This is a genomic window from Streptomyces sp. WM6386 (assembly GCF_000972385.1).
Taxonomy (GTDB): Bacteria; Actinomycetota; Actinomycetes; order Streptomycetales; family Streptomycetaceae; genus Streptomyces.
Window position 1 is genome coordinate 23,145 of record NZ_JXTE01000068.1, and the last position, 22,011, is coordinate 45,155.

Here is a 22,011-nt window from a genome sequence, read left to right on the forward strand (position 1 = left end):
CCCGTGGATCGGCGCACGGAATGAAGCCCCCGACCCGCCCGACGCCCCAGGCAAGTTGACGAACCTTCCGGATTCCTCACGGTTTCCCCACGCGTGAGGGTCACGCACTGTCCCGGCCCTCGTGTCTAACCCGGTGTCACCAGCCGCGCCTCGTACGCGAACACCGCCGCCTGCGTCCGGTCTCGCAGACCCAACTTCACCAGGATCCGGCTGACGTGGGTCTTGATCGTGGACTCCGCGACCACCAGGCGCTCGGCTATCTCCGCGTTCGACAGGCCCTGGGCGATCAGAACCAGGACCTCCGTCTCGCGCTCGGTGAGTTCGCCGTACGCCGAGTGTGCGGAGGACATCAGGCGCGGGGAGTCGGAGAGCTTCGAGAACTCCGTGATCAGGCGTTTGGTGACCGAGGGCGCCAGCAGGGCCTCGCCGGAGGCCACCACCCTCACGCCCTCCGCCAGTTGACGGGCCGAGGCGTCCTTCAGCAGGAAGCCCGAGGCGCCCGCCCGAAGCGCCTGGTACACGTACTCGTCCAGGTCGAACGTCGTCAGGACCAGCACCTTCGCCGCGCCGTCCGCCGCGACGATCTCTCGTGTCGCCTCGATGCCGTTCAGCTCGGGCATGCGGATGTCCATCAGCACGACGTCCGGGGCGAGTTCACGGACCCGGTCCACCGCCTCGCGGCCGTTGACCGCCTCGCCGACGACCTCGATGTCCGGCATCGCGTTGAGCAGGACGGAGAAGCCTTCGCGCACCATCATCTGGTCGTCCGCGATCAGCACGCGGATGGTGTCCTGCTTCATGCCTCACCGTCGCTCGCCCGGGCAACGGGGAGGAACACCGTCACCTCGTAGCCTCCGTCGTCCGTCGGGACCGCCGTCATCTCGCCGTTCAGCATCGACACCCGCTCCCGCATGCCCGTGATGCCGTGCCCGGCGCCGGGCGAGGGCTTCAGCAGCGCCCGCGCGGGCGGCGCGTCGTTGACTATGCGCAGACCCAGACCGCCGAGGACATAGCCGATCTCCACACGGGCGCTCGCGCCGGGCGCGTGGCGCAGGGTGTTGCTCAGGGCCTCCTGGACTATTCGGTACGCCGACAGCTCCACGCCCTGCGGCAGTTCACGCACCGCCCCGGTCACCGTCTTCTCCACGCTCAGGCCGGTGTCGCGCACATTGGCGAGCAGCACGTCGAGGTCGGCAAGGGTGGGCTGGGGGGCGTCCGGGGCCTCGTAGTCCTCGGCGCGGACCACGCCCAGGACGCGGCGGAGTTCGGTGAGCGCCGCCACCGCGTTCTCCCGGATCGTCGCGAAGGCCCGCTCCAGCTCCGGCGGCGGGTTCTCCACCCGGTAGGGCGCGGCCTCGGCCTGGATGGCGACGACCGACATGTGGTGGGCGACCACGTCGTGCAGCTCGCGGGCGATGGTGGTGCGCTCCTCCAGCAGGGTGCGCTTGGAGCGCTCCTGCGCGGTCACCGTCTGCTGCGCGGTCACCTCCTGCCGGGCCTCCCTGCGGGTGTGCCAGACGGCGACGGCGAGCAGGATCAGTGCGGAGAAGACCAGCATGGGGGCGGTGTCGTCGCCGTAGTAGGAAGCCGGTCCGAAGGCCACGTCCGCCACGAAGCCGTACGCCGCGGTGACGGCCCACAGGTATGCGGCCGTGCGCGGTCTGGTGCGTAGGGCCACGACCGTCAGCACGGTCAGATGGCAGGCGAAGCTGGCGGGGAGCCAGGGATAGCCCTCATAGGTGTTGCCGAAGACCTGGCTGACCGGAGTGGCGGCCATGGACAGCCAGAAGCCCCCGACCGGCCGGAGCATGCTCAGCAGGATCGGGAGCACGGCGAGCGGACCGAGGAGCAGGGCCGCGTCGCCGGTGTCGACCGTGGCCATGAGCAGGGTGATCACGGCGATCGTGGCGAGCACGGCGTGCGGTGTCCAGGCCACGTACTCGCGCAGGCGGCCGGGCAGCCGCCGGGTCAGCGGGCCGTCGACCCGCATCCGGGGCAGCGGGCGGTAGGCGAAGGCGTCGTGGAACAGGTCCTGCCGCAGCCCGCGCAGGGCGTTCGCGGCCAGCCGGTACTCCGGGCTGCGCGGCTTGGCCCCGTCCCCCGGTGGCGGCGTCTGCATATGGGTCGTCTCGGTCACATACGGAACCGTAGGCGGAGGCGGGGGCCGCGGTCGTCACCAGTGAGAGGGGTCCTTCGGGGTCCGTCTCAGGTACTACGGGTCCTGCCCGGGCCTGTGACCAGGACGGCCCGTCGGCGGGCGCTCAGTACCCCGACGGCCGCACCAGCCCCGACTCGTAGGCGAACACCGCCGCCTGCGTGCGGTCCCGCAGGCCCAGCTTCACCAGGATCCGCCCCACATGGGTCTTCACCGTCTGCTCGGCCACCACCAGCCGCGCGGCGATCTCCGCGTTCGACAGGCCCGCCGCGATGAGCGCCAGGACCTCCGTCTCGCGCTCGGTCAGGTCGCCGACGCGTTCCTTGAGCGGGCCGCGGGGGCGGTCGCCCAGGCGGGAGAACTCGGTGATCAGGCGTCGGGTGATGCCGGGCGCGAGGAGGGCGTCGCCGGCCGCCACCACCCGGACCGCCTCGGCCAGCTGGTCCGCGGAGGCGTCCTTCAGGAGGAAGCCGGAGGCACCGGCGCGCAGTGCCTCGTAGACGTACTCGTCGAGGTCGAACGTGGTCAGCACGAGCACCCTGATCTCGGGGGTCGCCTCGGTGATGCGGCGGGTGGCCTCGATGCCGCCCAGCTCGGGCATACGGATGTCCATCAGCACGACGTCCGGGGCGAGTTCGGCGACCCTCGCCACGGCGTCCAGGCCGTCGACCGCCTGGCCGACCACGTCGATGTCCGGCTGGGTGTTGAGCAGCACGGTGAAGCCCTGCCGGACCATCTGCTGGTCGTCGGCGATGAGTACGCGGATGGGGCTGCTCGTCATACGGTGCCGTCCTTGAGATCGCCGGTCGGGAGGAACGCGAACACCTTGTAGCCGCCGTCCGGAAGAGGGTGTGCCGTCATGGAACCATCGAGCATCCCGACCCGTTCCCGCATGCCGAGCAGGCCGTGCCCGGCGCCGGGTGAGGGCGCCGCTGCCTGTGTCGGCGGCGAGTTGACGACCTCCACGATCAACCCGTAGGCGGTGTACCGGAGTTCGACATGGGCGACCGCGCCCGGCGCGTGCCGCAGAACGTTGCTGAGCGCCTCCTGCACGATCCGGTACGCCGACAGCTCCAGGCCGGGCGGCAGTGCGCGGGGCTCGCCCCGCACGTCGACCTCGACGCGCAGTCCGGCCGCCTTGGTGTTCTCCACCAGCGCGTCGAGCCGGTCGAGGGTGGGCTGCGGGGTGTGCGGGGCGGTGCCGGTGCCGGGCTCCACGGGGTCCGGGGAGTCGGGGTGCTCGGAGCGCAGGACGCCCAGGACGCGGCGGAGTTCGGTGAGCGCCTCCAGCGCGTTCTGCCGGATGCCGGCCAGGTTCTCCTTGAGCTCCTCGGACGGGTTCTCGACCAGGTGCGGGGCGACCTGGGCCTGGATGGAGATCACCGACATGTGGTGGGCGACCACGTCGTGCAGTTCGCGGGCGATCCGGCTGCGCTCCTCCAGCAGGGTGCGCCGGGCACGCTCCTCGGCGGTGAGGGTGGTCTGCTGGACGAGTTCCTGACGGGCCTCGCGGCGGCCGCGCAGGGCGATGCCGAGCACCACGACAACTGTGGCGAGGGCGACCGCGAGGACCCCGGTGGACTGGTAGTCCGGGCCGCCCCACAGTCCCTGCAGGGCGTAGGTGGCCAGTGCGGTCAGCGCCAGCGCCTCCGCGGCGGCCCGGGTGCGGACGCGCAGGGCGAGCAGCAGGAGCACGAGCAGGTGGCCGATGATCCCGGCCGCCGTCCAGGGCCAGGTGAAGCCGCCCGCCGGCCCCCCGAGCTTCCCGTGCACGGCGATGGCCCCCATCACGGTGGCCGTCATGGACAGCCACCACGCCGGGATCGGACGCCACATCGCGAGAACCACCGCGCCGCCCTGGCCGAGTGCGACGAGGGAGGCCCATCCGAAGGCCACTCCGGCGTTGTCCTGGAGCTGGGGCAGCGCGCCGACCGTGACGCCGAACGCGGCCAGGCAGAGCAGGCCGTGCGGCAGCCAGCGCAGCCACACCGACGCGGGCAGCGGATCCGCGCGGGTGGTCCACAGGTCCTCGCGCAGCAGGCGCAGCCAGCGCAGCACACGGCCCATGACCATGTGCTGGATCCCCGTTCCCGTCACGCGCCCCACCCTAGACACGGGTCACCCCCACCGGTGTCTCCCGGTCGGACGGGCGGTGTGCCCGGACCACTCGTGAGCTGCTCGCCTGCCGCGGAGTCCGGCTCCGGCGGCCGCCCTGTTCGCAGGAGCGGAACGCGGTCCAGCAGACGGCGAGCGCGAGCGTGAACACCGGGAGCCAGGCGAGGCGGGCGGCGACCCAGCCGAGGCCGTCCGGGACGGTGTGCAGTCCCGGGAGGCGGCCGGCGAGGAGGCCGGTGGCCGTGGTCGCCATCAGGGCCGTCTGGTGCCAGAGGAAGATCGTCATCGCGGAGAGGTTCACCAGGGCGCCCGCCGCCCAGGCCGACGGGCGGCGCATCGCTCGGCGCAGCCGGTCGCGCAGCAGCAGGGCCAGACCGCACTGGGCCAGGCCGAAGGTGACGGCGGCCAGCGTGGGCGGGTTCAGATTGGAGACCGGGGCGCCGGGGACACCGACCATCGACGCCGGGTAGCCGGCCCGGACGACCAGGGCCGCGGTCACCGCCGCGCCGCCGGTCAGCAGGATCCAGCCCGCACGTCGACGGTCCAGTTCGCCGCGGGTCCAGGCCGCGCCGAGGGTGTACGGGACGAGCCAGCCCGCCGCCACATTGACCCAGCCGAGCCAGGAGGGGCCGCCGAGGCCGAAGCGGAGCAGGTCCACGTGGAGGACGACGGCCAGCGGCCACAGGGGGCTCAGCCGGGTCAGCAAGGGGGTGGCCGCCGTCAGCGCGGCGAACACGACGAGGAACCACAGGGGCGACAGGGCCAGCTTCACCAGGGTGTGGACCGTCCCGAACTCGGCGCCCGTGAGCAGCAGGCCGGCGGCGATCACCGTCCACAGGGTGAGGACGGCGGCGACCGGTTTGAACAGCCGGGACAGCCGGGCGGTCAGCCACTCGCCGTACGTCGTGCCCCGCGCCTGTGCCGAGGCGTGGCTCTTGGTCGCCACATGGCCGCCGACCAGGAAGAACACCGCGAGGGTCTGGAAGGCCCAGGAGATGGGGGCGAGCCAGGGCAGATGCTGGAGGGGGCTCGCGGTGTGCAGGCCGCGGCCGTCGGCGACCAGGGCGGTCACCAGCCAGTGTCCGAGGACCACGCCGAGGATCGCGAAGGCGCGCAGGGCGTCCACCGCGCGGTCGCGGCCGGCGGGCGTGGCCTCGTCGACGCGGGCGGCGCCCTCGCGTACGGCCGCCCAGCCCTGTCGTATGCCGCTTGTGGAGCGCTGGGTCATGTCACGCACGGGTCACCTCCGAGGTCTGTCCCAGGACGATCCGGGCCAGGTTGGTCAGGGAGACCGAGCCCGGGGTGAAGTAGTCGCTGTGGCCGCCGTCGCCCGCGGCGAACACCTGTGCGCCGAAGGCCGGGGACACGGGGTCGGTGCCGAAGCCGACGGTGATGCCGAACAGGTCGGTCCTGACGTGCGGGACCTCGGCCACCCAGTCGTCGCTGCCGCGTGCCGCCCAGACGCGGGCGCGGGTGTGCAGGGCCGCGGCGTCGTCGGCGCCGGTGCCGGGGCTGCCGAGGAGGACCAGATCGGTCGCGTCCAGGTCGGTGGCGGCTCGGGCGCAGACGACCGAGCCGTAGCTGTGGCAGAGGAGGGAGACGGTGGCCTGCCGGCCGGCTATGCCGTGGAGTTGGCGCAGGAACCCGCGCAGATGGGGGGCAGCTTGGTCGGCTCGGCCGGTGGTGGTGACGGTCGGGCTGATCGTGGCCGGGGTTTCGTAGCCGAGCCAGGCGATGACGGCCGTGTGGGGGCCGGTGCGGGTCAACTGCCTGTGGAGGGCGGCCGCGGCCCTGTGGAAGCGGTCGTAGGTGTCGAGGGAGGTGTCGGAGCCGGGGACGAGGACGGCGATGTGGTCCGCGTGGGCGAGGTCGCCGAAGACCTCCGTGGCCCGGCCGGAGCCCCGGCCGTCGAAGTGGAGGACGTGCCGGGAGGGGGCCGCCAGAGCTCGGTCGGCGGCGGCCCTCGCGTCGTCGCCGTGGGCCGCGGCCATGCGGGACGCCTCCGCGGCGTTGGCGCGGTTGGCCGCGTAGGCCTCGTCCAGTGTGGTTGCCGTCAGGGGGGCGAGGGTCGCGGGGGCCGGGGCCGGGATCTCGGCGTGGGTCGCGGCCGAGAGCGGGAGCACCACGGCGCCGGTGATGAGGGCGGCGAGGACGGCTCGGCGCCATCTGTGGGTACGGCGGTGTGGTGGCCGGGCGGGGGCGCTCGCGGACGCCGCGGACTCCGACTCCGACTCCGACGCCGTCGAGGTGCGCGGCTGCGACGGCTCATCCCTGCGCGGCGGCGACGGCTCATCCCTGCGCGGCTGTGCCCGCCCGCCTCCGCGTCGGACCCGCGCGGTCGCCCTCGGCGCCGCCGCCCTGACCCCCGTCGCCAACCCCACAGCCGCCTCCCCTCAGTCCGCCCGTCCATCGGGCTTTTCTGGTGGGGAAGTTACGGATCCGAGCGCGTCGTCCACGTCCCGCCGGGGAGCCAATTCGCGACGTAGCTCTCAGGTACTACGGGTATCACAGGCGCCGGGTCAGCCCCGGCTCGGCACCGCCGCAGGCGCCGTCACCGGGCCGGCACCGTCACCACGCCAACTGCGCGATCTCCTCCACGACCACCGCACACGCGTCCGCCGCCGGATCGATCAGCGGGAAGTGACCGACGTCCTCCAGCAACGTCACCCCCACCACCTCCCCCGCCTTCGCCGCCGCGTCCGCGTACGACTCGGCGACGGCCTCCGGCACCACCACATCCGCACGCCCTTGGACGAGCGTCGTCGCGATGCCGGTCGGCAGCAGCAGCGCGGGGTCCGCGTAGGGCCGTCGCTCCCCGAAGTGCGCCTCACCACCGAGGAGTTGAAGAGCGGCGCCCCCGCACACGTCCAGCTCCCCCGCGACCGTGAAGTCCGCGATCGGAGCCAGCGCCACCACGCCCCGCAGCGGCGTGGGCCGGTCCGTGCGCCACGGGGCGTCCGCGGGCAGCACATGACGAGCCGCCGCCCACAGCGCCAGGTGACCGCCGGCCGAGTGCCCGGTGATCACCATGCGCCGCGGATCGGCCTGCGGCACGAGCTGCCGTACGAGATCGGGAAGCGCGTCCAGCGCCGCCGCGACATCGTCGAACGTGTCCGGCCACCGCCCGGCGACAGGCCCCGCGACGGACCCCGCGCCCGGCTCCGGCCCGCCCTGCCCCGGCAGCACCGCGCCCCTGCGGTACTCGACGTTGGCGACCGCGAATCCCCGCCGCGTCAGGAAGTCCGCGAACGGAGTGATGTGGCGCCGGTCGTACGGCGCGCGCCACGCACCCCCGTGCAGCACGACCACGAGCGGCGCGAGGCTGACGTCACCCTTCGGTGTGTAGAAGTCGATCACCTGGTCGGGGTGGTCCCCATACACCGCGCTGACGTCGGGGTCGACGGGCGGGTGGGAGAAGGCCGACTCCTCCTCGGCGGCGGCCCGGGCTGCTGCGGAGTCGTCCGGCATGCTCCAACCTCTCAGCGACATAACGTATTTGGACGAGACGGATTGGCGGACCTGGAGAGAATTCGGCCGTTGGCGGGGACGCTACCAGGCCGGTGACGTGCACGGACAACGCGGATGTCACGCTCGGTGAGGGGTAAACGGTTCTGCTGTGTCGTTACTCTGGCGCCGGAAGCCCAGCACGCACCAAGGAGGCCGTTATGTCCGCCGAGCCCGGCACCCTGCGTCCCGGAGGGCGTACCGCACGTGTCCGTGCGGCCGTGCTGCGGGCGGCCGGTGACGTGCTCGCCGAGCAGGGATTCGCGCATCTCGATCTCGCGGACGTCGCCCGTCGGGCGGAGGTCGGCAAGACCACCGTGTACCGACGGTGGGGCTCCGTCACCGCACTGGTCGCCGATCTGCTCGCCGACATGGCCGAACAGTCGCTGCCGCGCGAGGAGACCGGATCCGTACTGGGCGACCTCCAGGCCAACTCCCACCTGGTGCAGCGCACTCTCGCCGACCCCCGACAGGGCCCCCTGTTCCGTGCGGTGATCGCGGCGGCCACCTGCGACGAACGTACGGCACAGGCCCTGCGCCGCTTCTACGACGTCCGGGTCACGGAGTGGGCCCCCTGCGTCGAACAGGGCGTACAGCGCGGGGAGTTGCCGCGGGGCACCGACGCGCAGGCCGTCGTACGAGCGGTGTCGGCACCGCTCTACTACGCGCTGCTGACCACCGGAACGCCCCCGGACCCGGCAGCGGCCGACCGCGCCGCCCGAGCGGCCCACGCGGCAGCCCTGGCGGGGGTGTACGCCACCGGCGGGTGACAGGCCTGCCCGCACCGGCAGGCCGTCGCGACCCGGCGCTCAACCAGCGACCACCGAACCGCGACAGCACCCCCTCACGCCACGACCTCCCCCAGCACCCGAGCCGCCCGCTCCACGTCCGCGAACCCGACGTACAGCGGTGTGAACCCGAACCGCAGCACGTCCGGCGACCGGAAGTCCCCGACCACACCCCGCTCGATCAGCCGCTTCATCACATCCCCGGCGTCGCCGCAGCGCAACGCCACCTGACTGCCGCGCTCCCCGTGGGCCGCCGGAGTCACCGACTCCACCCGTCCCAGGGGCACATACGCGGTCACGCACTCCAGGAAGAAGTCCGTCAGCGCGAGGGACTTGGCGCGCACCGCCTCGATTCGGACGCCGTCCCACACCTCAAGGGCCGCCTCCAGCGCCAGCATCGACAGGATGTCCGGCGTGCCGACCCGCCCGCGCAGCGCGCCCGGCGCCGCCTCGTAGTCGGGCCGCATCCCGAAGGGCTCCGCGTGGGAGTTCCAGCCGGGCAGCGGGGAGTCGAAACGGTCCTGGAGAGCGGAGCGCACATAGAGATACGCCGGTGAACCGGGGCCGCCGTTCAGGTACTTGTAGGTGCAGCCGACCGCCAGGTCGACCCCGTGCTCGTCAAGGCCCACCGGCAGCGCGCCCGCGCTGTGGCACAGGTCCCAGACCACCACGGCACCGGCCGTGTGCACGGCCGCCGTCAGCCCGGGCAGGTCGTGCAGCCGGCCCGTGCGGTAGTCGACATGGTTCAGCAGCACGGCCGCCGTACGCTCACCCAGCACCCCCGGCACCTCGGACGGTGTCACGGGACGCAGCGTGCAGCCGGTCATCCGGGCCGCGGACTCGGCGATGTACCCGTCGGTGGGGAAGGTGGTCGCGTCGACCACGATCTCGTCCCGGCCGGGCCCCGCCATCCTGACCGCCGCGACAAGTGCCTTGAACACGTTGACACTTGTGGAGTCACCGACCACGATCTGCCCGGCCGCCGCCCCCACCAGCGGGGCGATCAGATCGCCGATCCGCTCGGGCGCGGTCCACCAGCCGCTCTCGTCCCAGGACCGGATGCGCAACGCACCCCACTGCCGTCGTACGACGTCCTCGACCCGCCCCGGGACGGCGGCGGGCAGCGCACCCAGCGAGTTCCCGTCCAGGTACACAACGTCGTCGAGCACGAACTGCGCACGCAGGGCCGCCAGTTCGTCGGCGGCATCCAACTTCTCGGCACGCACGATGAGTTCAGACATGGGACCGTGCCGTCCACAGCTCGGGGAACACGTTCTTCTGCGCGCGCTTCTCCAGCCAGGCCACCCCGGCCGAACCACCCGTGCCCGCCTTGGCGCCCATCGCGCGCCGCGTCGCCACCAGGTGGTCGTTGCGCCAGCGCCACACCAGTTCGGCGACATCGGTCAGCGCCTCGCCCAGCCGGGCGACCTCGTCCGTGGCGTCACCGGAGTAGACGACGGTCCAGGCCGCCTCGACCTCGGCCGACGGCTCGTACCGCCGCGCCACGTCACGGCTGAGCACCGGCTGCGGGATGGCGTGCCCGCGCCGCGCCATCAGCCGCAGCACCTCGTCGTACAGGCTCGGCTCGTGCAGCGCCTTCTCCAGCTCCGCGTGCACACGCGGAGCGCCACGGTGGGGCACGAGCATGGACGCGGACTTCTCGCCGAGCAGGAACTCCATCCGGCGGTACATCGCGGACTGGAAGCCGGAGCCCTCGCCGAGGGCGGCACGGTAGGAGTTGAACTGGGCCGGCGTGAGCTGTCCGAGCGGCTTCCAGGACGCGTTCAGCGCGTCCAGCTCGCGTACGGAACGCTTCAGGGCGTCGACCGCGACCGGCACGTCGTCGGAGCGGAGCGCTCGCGCGGCGGTCTCCCACTCGTGGACGATGACGGTGAACCACAGCTCCATGACCTGGGTCGTGACCAGGAAGACCATCTCTCCGGGATCGTCGGAGAGGGTGTGCTGGAGGTGGGTGAGCACGTCCGCCTTGACGTAGTCCTCGTACGGCGTCGTGCCTTCGAAGTCGAGATGCGGAGTCTCTGGCTCCTGAATGTCATGAGCCTCGTGGGACATCGCTGTCTCCTGTTATGTACTCCGGGTAGCGGTCCGCCCCTGCCGTTACCGACACGGGGGCCCCGGTCCCCGCCAGGCATCCTCTTCGATGGTCCCGCGAAATGGCAAGGTTCGCCCCATCACACCGGGCGGACCCGGCGCCGCCGCCTGTACTACGGTTCTGGAGCGCGCGGGACCGCGCCGGGGAAGGTCTGTGCTGGGGGAGAAGCGTTGAACGCTCGGATTCTGGTGGCCGAGGACGACGAGAAGCAGTCCCGACTGATCCGGATCTACCTGGAGCGGGAGGGAAACGCGGTGCACGTCGTGGCCGACGGCCGCGCGGCGCTGGAACGGGCCCGTTCGTCGAAGCCGGATCTCATCGTGCTCGACGTGATGCTCCCGCTGGTCGACGGACTCGACGTCTGCCGCATCCTGCGCACCGAGTCGGCCGTCCCGATCCTGCTGCTGACCGCCCGCACCACCGAGGAGGACATGCTCCTCGGCCTGGACCTAGGTGCCGACGACTACCTCACCAAGCCGTACAGCCCCCGCGAACTGACCGCACGGGTACGGGCGTTGCTGCGCCGCTCCAGGAACTCCGGCGGTGCCGCGGAGCCCGCGGTGCTGCGCGTCGGTGCGGTGGAGCTGGACACCGCGCGCTTCGAGGTCCGCGTCGCCGGACGGCCGGTGACGCTGACCGCGAAGGAGTTCGCCATCCTGGAGATGCTGGCGCGGGAACCGGGCCGGGTCTTCACCCGGGCGCAGATCATCGAGCGCGTCTTCGGCTTCGACCGGGACGTCATGGAGCGGACCGTCGACGCCCACATGATGAACATGCGCCGGAAAGTGGAGGCGGACCCGCAGCGGCCACGCCTCCTGGAAACGGTGTACGGCAGGGGCTACCGCCTCGCGGAGGGCTCGGACTCAGCGCGCTCCTGAAGGCAGAGTGATCGTGAAGGTCGTACCCACACCTACCTCGCTGCGCACCTCGATCGTGCCCCGGTGGTCGGTGACGATCTGGCGGGCGATGGACAGCCCCAGGCCGCTGCCGCCGGTCGCCCGCCCCCGGGAGGCGTCGGCCCGCCAGAAGCGGTCGAAGAGATGCGGCAGGTCCTCGGCCGATATCCCGCTGCCGGTGTCCCGGATCTCCATCTCCGCGACGACCGGTACGCCCCGTGCGAGACCTTGTGGGAGCAGGGCCAGGGTCACGGTCCCGCCCGCCGCGGTGGCCCGCAGCGCGTTGCCGACCAGGTTGCCGACTACCTGGCGCAGCCGGTCCGGGTCAGCGGTCACGATCACGGGCCCCGGCGCCTGAAGCTCGAGCGCGACACCCGCCGCCTCGGCCTGGGCGCGGTGGGCGGTGCGGCCGGCCTCCAGGAGGTCACGCAGATCGATCGCGACGGGGTGGTAGGTGAGCGCGCCGGCCTCCGCCAGGGCGAGATCCTGAAGATCGTCCACGATCCGCTGCTGCAGCAGTGCCTCCTCGTGGAGCGAGGCGAGCAGTTCCGGGGTCGGCTCGACGACACCGTCCCGCAGGGCCTCCAGATAGCCGCGCAGATTGGCCAGCGGAGTGCGCAGCTCGTGCGCGATGTCACCGGTGAGGCGGCGCTGGCGCTCCTCGCCCGCCTGGAGGGAGTCCGCCATGCGGTTGAAGGCGCCGCCGAGCTGGGCGATCTCGTCCCGGCCGGAGACGGGGACCCGCCGGGCCAGGTCCCCCTCGCCCAGCTCCTTCGCCGCGAGTGTCATGGCCCGCACCGGATGCAGTACGGCCCGGCTCAGCAGCAGGGCGCCCAGGATGACCGCGAGGGCGACCCCCACCGCGACGGCCACGGTGGGCGCGGTGGCCAGGGTGGGCGGTGACTCGTTCCGGAAGCCGAGGCGGATCTCCAGGCGAGGTGGGGCGGTGGCGCCGACGCGCTCGTTGAACACCCGCTGGAGGCAGGCGGCGATCGGCTGCTCGGACTCGCACGGCCGGAGCGCGTCGAGGTCCTGCTGGGTCCGCGGATCCGCTGTTCCGCTCGGCTCCCGGCACTGCGAGGGGCGACGGTCCGTGCTGATCCGGGGGACACCGGTCGCGCCCGGCCGGGCCGTCACCTCGGCTCCCGCCCGCGTCAGACAGGCCGCGTACGCCAGGGCGGCGCGGTAGTCGGAGATCGCGAGGGCCGTCTGCTTCAGCGACATCCGGGGCACCTTGCCCTCGGGGACGCTCAGGACGGGGCGCGCGTCGACCAGCACCGCGGGCTGACCGCTCAGCGCCCGGGGGGTGCGGCCGGCCAGGGCGTCGGAGTCGGCGAGCAGACTGCCGGTCTCGGTGGCGACCCGGATGCGCTGGCCGGTGTCCCGGGCGAGCTCGGCCACGGTCGGCGACAGTCCCTCCCAGGTGCCGTGGGCGAATCCGTACGCGTGCAGTTCGCCGGTGATCCGGGAGACCTCCTGCCGGCCGGCCGCGGCGGTCTCCTGAACCTGCCGGTTGGCCTGGCGCAGGGTCAGCCAGGCGGTGGCGGCGGTGGCGGCCAGCGCGACCACCATGAGCAGACCGAGCACCCTGATCCGGAAGCTCATCGCGGTCCGCCCTCGGCTGCCGCAGCGCAGGGACTCAACGTGACTCCTGTTCCGTACGGGACCAACGGGATCGCCGAAACCGCCGGGATCGCCGACAAGGAAGGCGCGACAAGGAATGTCCGACGGTACTCACGTGCCGGCCAGCGCCTCCGTCGGCGCCAGCCTGCTCGCCCGGACCGCCGGGTACAGGCCGGCGATCATGCCGATGAGCAGCGTCGCGGCGACGCCCGCCACGCTCGCCCAGGCCGGGACGACCGTGGGCCAGTCGCGGCTGAGGGCATAGCCCGCGGTGATGAGGGTGCCGAGGACCGTTCCGGCCACGCCGCCGATGAGGGAGAGCAGCAGGGACTCCGTCACGAACTGTGTGCGGATCTGGCCCCGGCTCGCTCCGAGGGCGCGGCGCAGGCCGATCTCCCCACGCCGTTCCAGGACGGAGATGACCATGGTGTTGCCCACGCCCACGCCACCGACGAGCAGGGCGACCCCGCCGAGGCCGAGCAGCAGTCCGGTCAGCGCGGACTCGGTGGCCTCCCGGGCGGCGAGCGCGTCGGAGGGCCGTGAGATCCGTACCTCGCCCGGATTCTCGGGGTGGGCGGTGGCCGGGAGCACCGCCCGTACCGCGGTGACCTCGCTGTCCTGGGCGCGGACGTACACCGTCGACGGATGGCCCTCGAAGCCCAGATAGGTCCGGGCCGCCGACCAGCCGACCAGGGCGGCGCTGTCGAGCTCCGGAGCGAGCGGTACCGGATCGAGGACGCCGATCAGCGAGAACCAGCGGCCGCCGAGCCACAGACGGGTTCCCGGGGTGTACACGTCGAGCCGCCGGGCGGCGGTGGCGCCGAGGACGACGGCGGGGTACTCGTCGGTCGCGGAGTCCAGCCAACGGCCCCTGCGGACCTGACCGCCGACGGCGGGAAGGAGTTCACGGCCGGCCGCGAGAACGGTCAGTGAGCCGGTGCGGCCGATGGCGATGCGCTCGTTGCGGTACACGTGGGCGTCGGTCGCGCCGGTCGCCGCGACCTGCCGCACCGGCGGAATCCGGCGGATCATCGGGACGGCCTCGTACGGCAGTTCGGCCTTCTCCCCCGCGAGGGACTCGCCGGGGGCGACCCGCAGCAGGTTCGTACCGAGGGCGTCGAGCCGCCGGTCCACCTCCGCCTGTCCGGAGCCGGAGATGCCGACCACCGCGATCATGGCGGCGACGCCGATGGCGATACCGAGCGCCGACAGGAAGACCCGCAGCGGACGGGTCCGCAGACCGGTCCCACCCAGCCGTACGACATCGGCGGGCCGGAGCCGGGCGGCGCGCAACGGTTCCCGCTGCGCGGAGTTCGCCACGCTGTCCTTCACCGGTGCGCTCCGCTCGCCGTACCGCGCACCGTGTCGCCGACCAGCCGGCCGTCGCGCATCTCGATACGGCGGGGCAGCCGGGCGGCGATCTCCCGGTCATGGGTGATGACCACGACCGTCGTACCGCCCGCGTGCAGTTCGCGCAGCAGTTCCAGTACGGCGGCTCCCGACCCGGAGTCGAGGTTTCCGGTCGGTTCGTCCGCCAGCAGCACCGACGGTCCGCCGACCACCGCGCGGGCGACCGCGACGCGCTGCCGCTCGCCGCCGGACAGCTGGTGCGGCAGATGGTGGACGCGGTGGCTTAGCCCGACCCGGGCCAGCGCGGCCGCGGCCCTGGCCCGGCGGCGGCGCACCGGGACGCCCGCGTACAGCAGGCCGTCCGCCACCGAGTCGAGTACCGGAACACCCACAGCCAGGTGGAACTGCTGGAAGACGAAGCCGATCCGGGTGGCCCGCAGTGCGGAGACCTCGCGGTCCGACAGCTTCGCCACGTCGTGACCGTCGATCAGGACACGGCCGGTGGAGGGCCGGTCGAGGCTGCCCATGAGGTGGAGCACGCTGGACTTGCCGGAGCCCGACGGGCCGACCACACCGACCAGTTCACCGCGCCCGATGCGCAGACTCACGTCACGGACCGCGGCCACCGGGCCCGGATACGTCTTGGAGACCGCGTCGAACTCCACGACCGCGGGCGGAAGTTGACTCACTCCGGGATCCTCACCTTCATGCCCTCGCGGACCGCGGGGCCGCTGACCTCCACCTTGCCGTCGGCGAAGAGCCCCGTCCGTACGGCGACGAACCGGCCCTGCTCGGTCTCCAGTCCGTGCCCGCCCTCGGCGAGGGCGACCAGCGCGGCGACCGGAACGACCAGGACGTCCTTGACCTCACGGCCCACGTACTCCACGGTGACGGGCCCGCTCTCCAAGCGCCCCACGGACTTCTGGTCCCTGATGGTGACGGTCACCGGCACCGTGGCGCCGCCCTGCCCCGAGTCGCCCTCCCCACTCCCCTCGGGCGCGGACGCCTGCTTCCCCACCGACGCCACCTCGCCCTTCACGGTCTTCCCGTCGGGCAGCCGGACGCGGACCCCCGTACCGCGTACGGCCCAGACGGCGTCCGCGGCGGAGGCGTCGACGACGACCTTCCGGGCCGTACCGGTGTAGGTGAGGGTGTTCTCTCCGGCGGCGCCGCCGAGCCGGACGCCCGGCCGGCCGATCCGCACCCGGCCCGTGGAGTAGACGACGTCACCGATGCCGACCGTCCCGGTCTCGGGCAGCCCGAGCGACTTCTGCCAGCGCCCGACCGCCTGGGCCGTTCTGGCGGTGAACGTCTCATCCACCGTGAAGCCGGTGTAGCCGAGTGCGGCCAGGCCCGTCTCGAACTGGAGGACATCCATGCCCTTGAGCTCGGTCGGCGCGGGCGGCTCGGTCGGCGCGGCGCGCGCACCGTCCTCCCCGGATCCCGGGGCCTCGGTGGACTCGGTGTCGGTCGAGTCGCCCGGGTCGGTCGTGGCGGTCAGCCCCAGGTCCCGGTACATGGGCAGCCTCCCGTACAGGAGCACCACGGGACGGTCGTCGACGCGCAGCAGCACGCCCCCGCGCCGCACCGTGGCACCCTGCTCCGGCAGCCAGGTCACCGTGCCCGTCGCCCTGACCGGCAGCGGTATCTCCGTGCCGTATCCCAACCGGCCGTCCACCTGGGTGCGCTCGGTCAGCGTCGTGCGGGTGACCGCGACGACCGAGCCGGCCCGGGACGGTGCGCTCGGGCCCTCCTCCTCGCCACCGCCGAGCCCGAGAGCTCCGACGACGGCGACGGCCGTCACGACGACGGCTCCGACGGAGGCGAGGAGCGCCGTACGCCGCCTCGGCCTGCCGCGCGCCACCAGCGGCACCGCACCGGCCGTATCCGCCGTATCCGCCATGATCAGCCCTTGCCGGGGCCGGGAGTCGCCGGAACCCCGATGATCGGCCCGCAGATGCGGGTGGCCCGCTTCGCGCCTGCCGAGGTCTGGTCCCATTCGCCCTGGCCCAGACCGTCGGGTCCCGGGTCGGGGAAGTCGGCGGCGCCGTTCTTCCGCATGCACTCGGCGTACTCGCGCTCCACCTCGATCTGCTCGGCGGAGAGCGGGGGCTGGTTGCCCTTCTCAATGCTCTCGGGCACGGCGGGCAGGTCCTTGCCGCATTTCTGGGTGGCTGCCAGGAACTTGGGGTCCTTCTTCAGGGCGCGCAGAATGTCGCCGCCGCCGAAGTCGATGTTCCCCTTGGCGTCCGGGTCCGGCGCGTCGACGCCGTTCTCCCGGAGGCACTTCACGTACTCCCGCCGGGCCTGCACATACGCGGCCACGTCGTCGCCGGCGCTCTGCGAGGCCGACACGCCGGTGCCGCCGTCGGCCGTCGGGACCCCCGCCCCCTCGTCACCGCTCCCGCAACCGCCGACCACGAACACCACGACCGAGGCCGCCACGGCCGGCAGTATCCGATACGTCCCCATCGGTTCCCCCGCTCTCCTGTCGAACCCGTCCGCGACCGCGTCGGGCAGGCCGACCGTAGGCCGGAGCCGATGAAGAACTGTTGAAGAACCTGTCAGCCGATCATGCGGCCGCAGCGGGGCGGGAAAAGCGCGGGGCCCGCCTGGTCACCGCCGGACGGGCCCCGCACCGGAGCATCCCTAGCCCAGCGTCTGTGCCGCCGCGGGGGAGGAGTCCTTCAGGAACTGCGAGCAGCGCTCGTACTCCTCCTGCTCACCGATCGAACCCGCGGCGCGGGCGAGGGCGTGCAGGGCGCGCAGGAAGCCCCTGTTCGGCTCGTGCTCCCAGGGCACGGGCCCGTGGCCCTTCCAGCCGCTGCGGCGCAGCGCGTCCAGACCCCGGTGGTAGCCCGTACGGGCATAGGCGTACGACTCCACGACGCTGCCCCGCTCGAAGGCGTCGTCGGCCAGCTGGGCCCAGGCCAGCGAGGACGTCGGGTACTTCGCGGCGACATCGGCGGGCGCGGTCCCTGCGGCCAGCAGCTCACGCGGCTCGGGGTCGTCGGGGAGGTGGGTCGGGGGCGGTCCCCCGAGGAGATTTTCGTGAATCGACATGGGTCAAGTCTCCTCCATCGGCGGGGTGGCCGAGGGCCCCCGCTAGGCCAGCCGCTTCCGCGCCCGCTGCCCCTCCAGCGGAGGTGCCATGACGGACCCGTGGTGGAGGCACTCCGGCCGGACGCAGTCCGGTGGCAGGGTTCGTACGGTCGCGAAGGCCACGCCCGCCCCCAGCACCAGCAGCCCGGCACACACCGTCATCGCCCGTCCGAACGCGTCGTCGAAGGCGCCCGGCGACCGGTACGCCTCCTCCCCCATCCCGGCGACCAGCGGCAGCGCGGCCACCGCGATCAGGCCCGCCGCCCGGGCGGCCGCGTTGTTGACTCCGCTGGCCAGGCCCGCCCGCCCCACATCCACCGAGGCCAGGACCGTCGCGGTCAGCGGGGCGACCAGGCCGACCATGCCGAGGCCCAGGACCAGCAGGGCGGGCAGGACGTCGGCGAGGTACGAGGCGTCCTCACCGACCCGCAGCATCAGCAGCATCCCCGCCGCACACAGCAGCGGCCCGGCGGTCAGCGGGATGCGGGGGCCGATGCGGTCGGCGAGGGCGCCCGAGCGCGCGGAGAACAGCAGCATCAGGGCGGTGGTCGGCAGCAGGGCCGTCCCCGCGCCGAGGGCCGAGTAGCCGGAGACGACCTGGAGCTGGAGCGCGGCCAGGAAGAAGAAGCCGCCGAAGGCCGCGTAGACGCAGAGCGTGACCAGGTTGACGGCGGTGAACTGCTTCGACGCGAAGATGTCGAGCGGCATCATCGGGTCGGGTCGGCGCTTCTCGACGACCACGAAGGCGACGGCGGCGGCCACCCCGGCGACGGCCGCCACCACCACCGCGAGCGACCCCTGGCGGGCCTCGATCAGCGCGTACGTCACGAACGCCAGCGCCAGCGCGCCCAGCACCGCGCCGAGCACGTCGAAACGGCTGTGGACCCGCCCGTCCCCGGACTCCGGGACATGGCGCACCGCGATCGGGGCGCACAGCAGCGCCACCGGCACGTTCAGCAGGAACACCCAGCGCCAGCCCGGCCCGTCCACCAGCCAGCCGCCCAGGAACGGCCCGACCGCCGCTCCGATGCCGCCGAACCCTGACCACAGGCCGACGGCCCGGCCCCGGTCGTCGGGGTGGAAGGAGGCCTGGATGAGGGCGAGCGAACCGGGGGTGAGGAGCGCGCCGCCGACCCCTTGCAGGGCGCGGGCGGCGATGAGGACACCGGCGTTCGGCGCGAGCCCGCACAACAGGGAGGCGGCGGCGAACCACACCACGCCCACGACGAAAACCTTGCGCCGCCCGTACCGGTCCCCGAGCGATCCCCCCAGCAGGATCAGCCCGGCCAGCGTCAGCATGTACGCGTTGACGGTCCACTGAAGGGCGGCGAGATCCGCGTCCAGGTCTTCGCCGATACGGGGAAGCGCCACATTGACGACGGTCGAGTCCAGCATCGCCATGCTGGAGCCGAGCACGGTGGTCAGCAGGATCCACTTGCCTTGCGGCGAGGACAGCCGGACATCGGACATGCCCCAGGTATACAGCGAGCCCGGCGCCGTAGACAGACGCCGGGCTCGTGAGGACCGCGGGTTACTTGAGCTTCGTACCCGTGGAACGCAGGTTGGCGCAGGCCTCCGTGACGCGCGCGGCCATGCTCGCCTCGGCCAGCTTGCCCCAGGTGCGCGGGTCGTAGGTCTTCTTGGAGCCGACCTCGCCGTCGACCTTCAGGACACCGTCGTAGTTGCGGAACATGTGGTCCGCGACCGGGCGGGTGAAGGCGTACTGGGTGTCCGTGTCGATGTTCATCTTCACGACGCCGTTGTCCAGCGCGAGCGCGATCTCCGCCTCGGTGGAGCCGGAGCCGCCGTGGAAGACGAAGTCGAACGGGGACGCCTTGCCGTACTTGGCGGCCACGCCCTCGTTCAGCTCCTTGAGGAGCTCGGGGCGCAGGACGACGTTGCCCGGCTTGTAGACACCGTGGACGTTGCCGAAGGAGGCGGCGAGCAGGTAGCGGCCCTTCTCACCGAGCCCGAGGGCCTCGACGGTACGGATCGCGTCGTCGACCGTGGTGTAGAGGGAGTCGTTGATCTCGTGCGAGACGCCGTCCTCCTCACCACCGGTCGGGGTGATCTCGACCTCAAGGATGATCTTCGCGGCGCGGGCGCGCTCGAGGAGCTCCTGCGCGATGGACAGGTTGTCCGCGAGGGTCTCGGCCGAGCCGTCCCACATGTGCGACTGGAAGAGCGGGTTCTCGCCACGGGCGACGCGCTCCTCCGACACTGCGAGCAGCGGACGTACATACCCGTCGAGCTTGTCCTTCGGGCAGTGGTCCGTGTGCAGCGCGACGGTGATGTCGTACTTCTTGGCGACGATGTGCGCGAACTCGGCAAGAGCCACCGAACCGGTGACCATTTCCTTGCTGTACTGACCGCCCAGGAACTCGGCGCCACCGGTCGAGATCTGGATGATGCCGTCGCTCTCGGCCTCGGCGAAGCCGCGCAGCGCCGCGTGCAGGGTCTGCGTCGAGGTGACGTTGATGGCCGGGTAGGCGAACTTGCCCGCCTTCGCCCGGTCGAGCATCTCGTTGTAGACCTCGGGAGTTGCGATGGGCATCTGACCGCTCCTTGATTGTGCGGGTTGGCTGGTTCCTTACGGCCCTGACCTAGGGGGCGACGTCATCGTCGGCCCCATCTTTCCAGACTTGACCGGATGGTCCCGCCCTCGGTCTCACCCTGTGGATGACTCAGTCCAGGCCCAGCTCATCCTTGGAGAAGGCGAAGCGATACGGAACCCCCGCGCCCTCCTGAATCTTCTCCGCCGCACCGGTCGCGCGGTCCACGATCGTGGCGACGGCGACGACCTCGGCGCCCGCCTCCCGCACGGCCTCGACCGCGGTGAGCGGGGAGCCGCCGGTGGTGGAGGTGTCCTCGACGACCAGGACCCGACGGCCCGCGATGTCGGGGCCTTCGACTCGGCGCTGGAGACCGTGCGCCTTGGCGGCCTTGCGGACGACGAAGGCGTCGAGCTTCTTCCCACGCGCGGCGGCCGCGTGCAGCATCGCGGCGGCGACCGGGTCGGCGCCCATCGTCAGACCGCCCACCGCGTCGAACTCCAGGTCGGCGGTCAGGTCCAGGAGCACCTGACCGACCAGCGGGGCGGCCTCACCGTCGAGGGTGATGCGCCGCAGGTCGACGTAGTAGTCGGCCTCCAGGCCCGAGGAGAGGGTCACCTTGCCGTGGACCACGGCCTTGTCCTTGATCTGCTGCAGCAGCGTGCCGCGTACGTCGTCCGTCATGCCTGCCAGCTTAGAGGCGGCGCCAGCTCCAGGTCGTCGAGGCCTCCAGCGGCTCCAGGGGCGTGACCAGGCGGGGGGCGGTGTTCAGGCCGTTGGGCGGCCCGGTCTGCGGTTCCACGCAGACGGCCTCGGCCTGCTCGTCGTAGACCACGACCCACTCCTCGCGGGAGGCGACGCTGAGCTCCAGCTGCCCCGGCCAGGTGAGCGTGACGTCCACTCCGCCGGGCATCCCGAAGCAGTCGTCCCACGGGCCGGGCTTGGGGTCGAGACGGTTGCCGGTGGGCAGGTGGTCGTCACCGCGCTCCTCCTGCCAGGCGGCGGAGAAGGCCAGTTGTACGTCCTCGCCGCCGAGGTTCCTGTTGAACCACGGGTGCCAGCCGATCTGCGCAGGGAAGGACGAGTCGTACGTCTCGACGGACATGGTGAGCGTCACGGCGTCCGGGGTGAGGGCGACCTGTTGGGTGATCCGGCCCGGGTGGGGCCAGGGCTCGACCAGGTCGTACGTGATGACCGCCTCGTCCGTCGTCGTGCGCGCGATGCGCCAGGCGCCGTCGCGGGCGGTGCCGTGGATGGCGTGCGGCGGGGAGTTGAGCGGCATCTGATGGACCGTCGCCCCGTCCCGGAAACGGCCGTCCCTGATCCGGCCGCACCAGGGCACCATCGGGAAGCAGCCGAAGCGCTCGCCCTGCCGCAGCAGTTCGGTACCGCCGACGCGCAGTCCGCCGATCCGGCCGCCGTTTCCCGGCAGCACGGTCACCTCCGCGTCGCCCGCGGTCAGCGTGATGGGTTCGTTACTCACGGGACGACCCTACTGGGGTGATCAAGGGGGTGCTTCCGGCCATCCCCGATTTCCGCCGGCCGGGCCTCGGCACCACGGTTCCGGCCCACCTCCCCTGCCCTCTTCAGTGCCGCTTGCGCAGCGCCCGGCCGACGACGATCGCCGACGCGACGACGAGGGCCGCCGCGGGGGCCGCCCAGCGGAGGACGGAGTGCGGGGCGCTGGCCTGGGGAGCGGGCACGGGCGCGTACCGGCCGCGCGGCGGGGCGTGGTCGACCTCCTCCGCACTCCGGCCGATCATCGTGCGGCGCGCGTGCGCGGCTTCGGCGGGGAGGTCGGGGGTGAAGTACC

Annotated in this window: 21 protein-coding genes and 1 pseudogene; 2 read left to right on the top strand and 20 right to left on the bottom strand. The window is 72.5% G+C overall.

Annotated elements, in window-relative coordinates; all coding sequences use genetic code 11:
• Window positions 1-125 precede the first annotated feature (125 nt).
• The 7 genes from TN53_RS32265 to TN53_RS32295 all read right to left on the bottom strand — a co-directional run bounded on the left by TN53_RS32265 (window position 126) and on the right by TN53_RS32295 (window position 7,738).
• Window positions 126-800: a response regulator gene (locus tag TN53_RS32265; RefSeq protein ID WP_046262299.1), complete on the bottom strand. Its 675-nt coding sequence runs from the start codon at window positions 798-800 to the stop codon at window positions 126-128.
• Window positions 797-2,137, bottom strand: coding sequence for a sensor histidine kinase (locus TN53_RS32270; RefSeq protein ID WP_234441749.1), 1,341 nt, complete (start codon window positions 2,135-2,137; stop codon window positions 797-799). The genes TN53_RS32265 and TN53_RS32270 overlap by 4 nt, the downstream gene beginning before the upstream one ends.
• Before the next feature lie 124 nt (window positions 2,138-2,261).
• Window positions 2,262-2,936, bottom strand: coding sequence for a response regulator (locus tag TN53_RS32275; protein WP_046262301.1), 675 nt, complete (start codon window positions 2,934-2,936; stop codon window positions 2,262-2,264).
• Window positions 2,933-4,222 (bottom strand): sensor histidine kinase, encoded by a 1,290-nt coding sequence (locus TN53_RS32280; protein ID WP_046262319.1) that lies wholly within the window; start codon window positions 4,220-4,222, stop codon window positions 2,933-2,935. Before TN53_RS32280 ends, TN53_RS32275 begins: the two co-directional genes overlap by 4 nt.
• A gap of 40 nt (window positions 4,223-4,262) precedes the next feature.
• Window positions 4,263-5,498: an acyltransferase family protein gene (locus tag TN53_RS32285; protein WP_095046852.1), complete on the bottom strand. Its 1,236-nt coding sequence runs from the start codon at window positions 5,496-5,498 to the stop codon at window positions 4,263-4,265.
• Between the two features lies 1 nt (window position 5,499).
• Window positions 5,500-6,396: an alpha/beta hydrolase gene (locus tag TN53_RS32290; protein WP_420719146.1), complete on the bottom strand. Its 897-nt coding sequence runs from the start codon at window positions 6,394-6,396 to the stop codon at window positions 5,500-5,502.
• A gap of 442 nt (window positions 6,397-6,838) precedes the next feature.
• On the bottom strand, window positions 6,839-7,738 hold the full coding sequence (locus tag TN53_RS32295) for an alpha/beta hydrolase (protein ID WP_046262303.1): 900 nt from the start codon (window positions 7,736-7,738) through the stop codon (window positions 6,839-6,841).
• A 197-nt stretch (window positions 7,739-7,935) separates the two neighbouring features.
• Here TN53_RS32295 and TN53_RS32300 point away from each other — a divergent pair, with 197 nt between their 5' ends.
• Window positions 7,936-8,544 carry a TetR/AcrR family transcriptional regulator gene (locus TN53_RS32300; protein WP_046262304.1) on the top strand — a complete coding sequence of 203 codons (609 nt, stop codon included), beginning with the start codon at window positions 7,936-7,938 and terminating at the stop codon, window positions 8,542-8,544.
• Window positions 8,545-8,618: 74 nt separating this feature from the next.
• Here the strand turns inward: TN53_RS32300 and kynU are convergent, their stop codons facing one another.
• Window positions 8,619-9,803 (bottom strand): kynureninase, encoded by a 1,185-nt coding sequence (gene kynU / locus TN53_RS32305; RefSeq protein WP_046262305.1) that lies wholly within the window; start codon window positions 9,801-9,803, stop codon window positions 8,619-8,621.
• Window positions 9,796-10,635 carry a tryptophan 2,3-dioxygenase family protein gene (locus TN53_RS32310; protein WP_046262306.1) on the bottom strand — a complete coding sequence of 280 codons (840 nt, stop codon included), beginning with the start codon at window positions 10,633-10,635 and terminating at the stop codon, window positions 9,796-9,798. Before TN53_RS32310 ends, kynU begins: the two co-directional genes overlap by 8 nt.
• A 210-nt stretch (window positions 10,636-10,845) precedes the next feature.
• Between TN53_RS32310 and TN53_RS32315 the strand changes: the two genes are divergently transcribed.
• On the top strand, window positions 10,846-11,553 hold the full coding sequence (locus TN53_RS32315; protein ID WP_046262307.1) for a response regulator transcription factor: 708 nt from the start codon (window positions 10,846-10,848) through the stop codon (window positions 11,551-11,553).
• Here TN53_RS32315 and TN53_RS32320 read toward each other — a convergent pair.
• The 11 genes and pseudogenes from TN53_RS32320 to TN53_RS32370 form a co-directional block, all read right to left on the bottom strand.
• Entirely contained in the window at window positions 11,539-13,176 is a 1,638-nt protein-coding gene (locus tag TN53_RS32320; RefSeq protein WP_046262308.1) for a sensor histidine kinase, read from the bottom strand. The genes TN53_RS32315 and TN53_RS32320 overlap by 15 nt on opposite strands.
• A gap of 129 nt (window positions 13,177-13,305) precedes the next feature.
• Window positions 13,306-14,526 (bottom strand): ABC transporter permease, encoded by a 1,221-nt coding sequence (locus TN53_RS32325; protein WP_234441750.1) that lies wholly within the window; start codon window positions 14,524-14,526, stop codon window positions 13,306-13,308.
• The gene (locus tag TN53_RS32330; RefSeq protein WP_046262309.1) at window positions 14,523-15,233 is read right to left on the bottom strand and encodes an ABC transporter ATP-binding protein; all 711 of its coding nucleotides are present in this window, start codon (window positions 15,231-15,233) and stop codon (window positions 14,523-14,525) included. Before TN53_RS32330 ends, TN53_RS32325 begins: the two co-directional genes overlap by 4 nt.
• Entirely contained in the window at window positions 15,230-16,447 is a 1,218-nt protein-coding gene (locus TN53_RS32335) for a peptidoglycan-binding domain-containing protein (RefSeq protein WP_046262310.1), read from the bottom strand. The genes TN53_RS32330 and TN53_RS32335 overlap by 4 nt, the downstream gene beginning before the upstream one ends.
• 2 nt (window positions 16,448-16,449) lie before the next feature.
• Window positions 16,450-16,989: a hypothetical protein gene (locus TN53_RS32340; RefSeq protein ID WP_234441751.1), complete on the bottom strand. Its 540-nt coding sequence runs from the start codon at window positions 16,987-16,989 to the stop codon at window positions 16,450-16,452.
• A 204-nt stretch (window positions 16,990-17,193) separates the two neighbouring features.
• A complete protein-coding gene (locus TN53_RS32345; protein ID WP_046262312.1) occupies window positions 17,194-17,607 on the bottom strand; it encodes a DUF3151 domain-containing protein in 414 nt (137 codons plus the stop codon).
• 42 nt (window positions 17,608-17,649) lie between these two features.
• Window positions 17,650-19,116, bottom strand: a complete 1,467-nt coding sequence (locus tag TN53_RS32350) for an MFS transporter (RefSeq protein ID WP_046262313.1) — start codon at window positions 19,114-19,116, stop codon at window positions 17,650-17,652.
• 61 nt (window positions 19,117-19,177) lie between these two features.
• On the bottom strand, window positions 19,178-20,200 hold the full coding sequence (fbaA, locus tag TN53_RS32355) for a class II fructose-bisphosphate aldolase (RefSeq protein WP_046262314.1): 1,023 nt from the start codon (window positions 20,198-20,200) through the stop codon (window positions 19,178-19,180).
• 130 nt (window positions 20,201-20,330) lie between these two features.
• The gene (gene pyrE / locus TN53_RS32360) at window positions 20,331-20,882 is read right to left on the bottom strand and encodes an orotate phosphoribosyltransferase (protein WP_046262315.1); all 552 of its coding nucleotides are present in this window, start codon (window positions 20,880-20,882) and stop codon (window positions 20,331-20,333) included.
• A 10-nt stretch (window positions 20,883-20,892) separates the two neighbouring features.
• A complete protein-coding gene (locus TN53_RS32365; protein ID WP_046262316.1) occupies window positions 20,893-21,681 on the bottom strand; it encodes an aldose epimerase in 789 nt (262 codons plus the stop codon).
• Between the two features lie 103 nt (window positions 21,682-21,784).
• A pseudogene (locus tag TN53_RS32370) lies at window positions 21,785-22,011 on the bottom strand (carbon monoxide dehydrogenase subunit G); the annotation flags it as partial.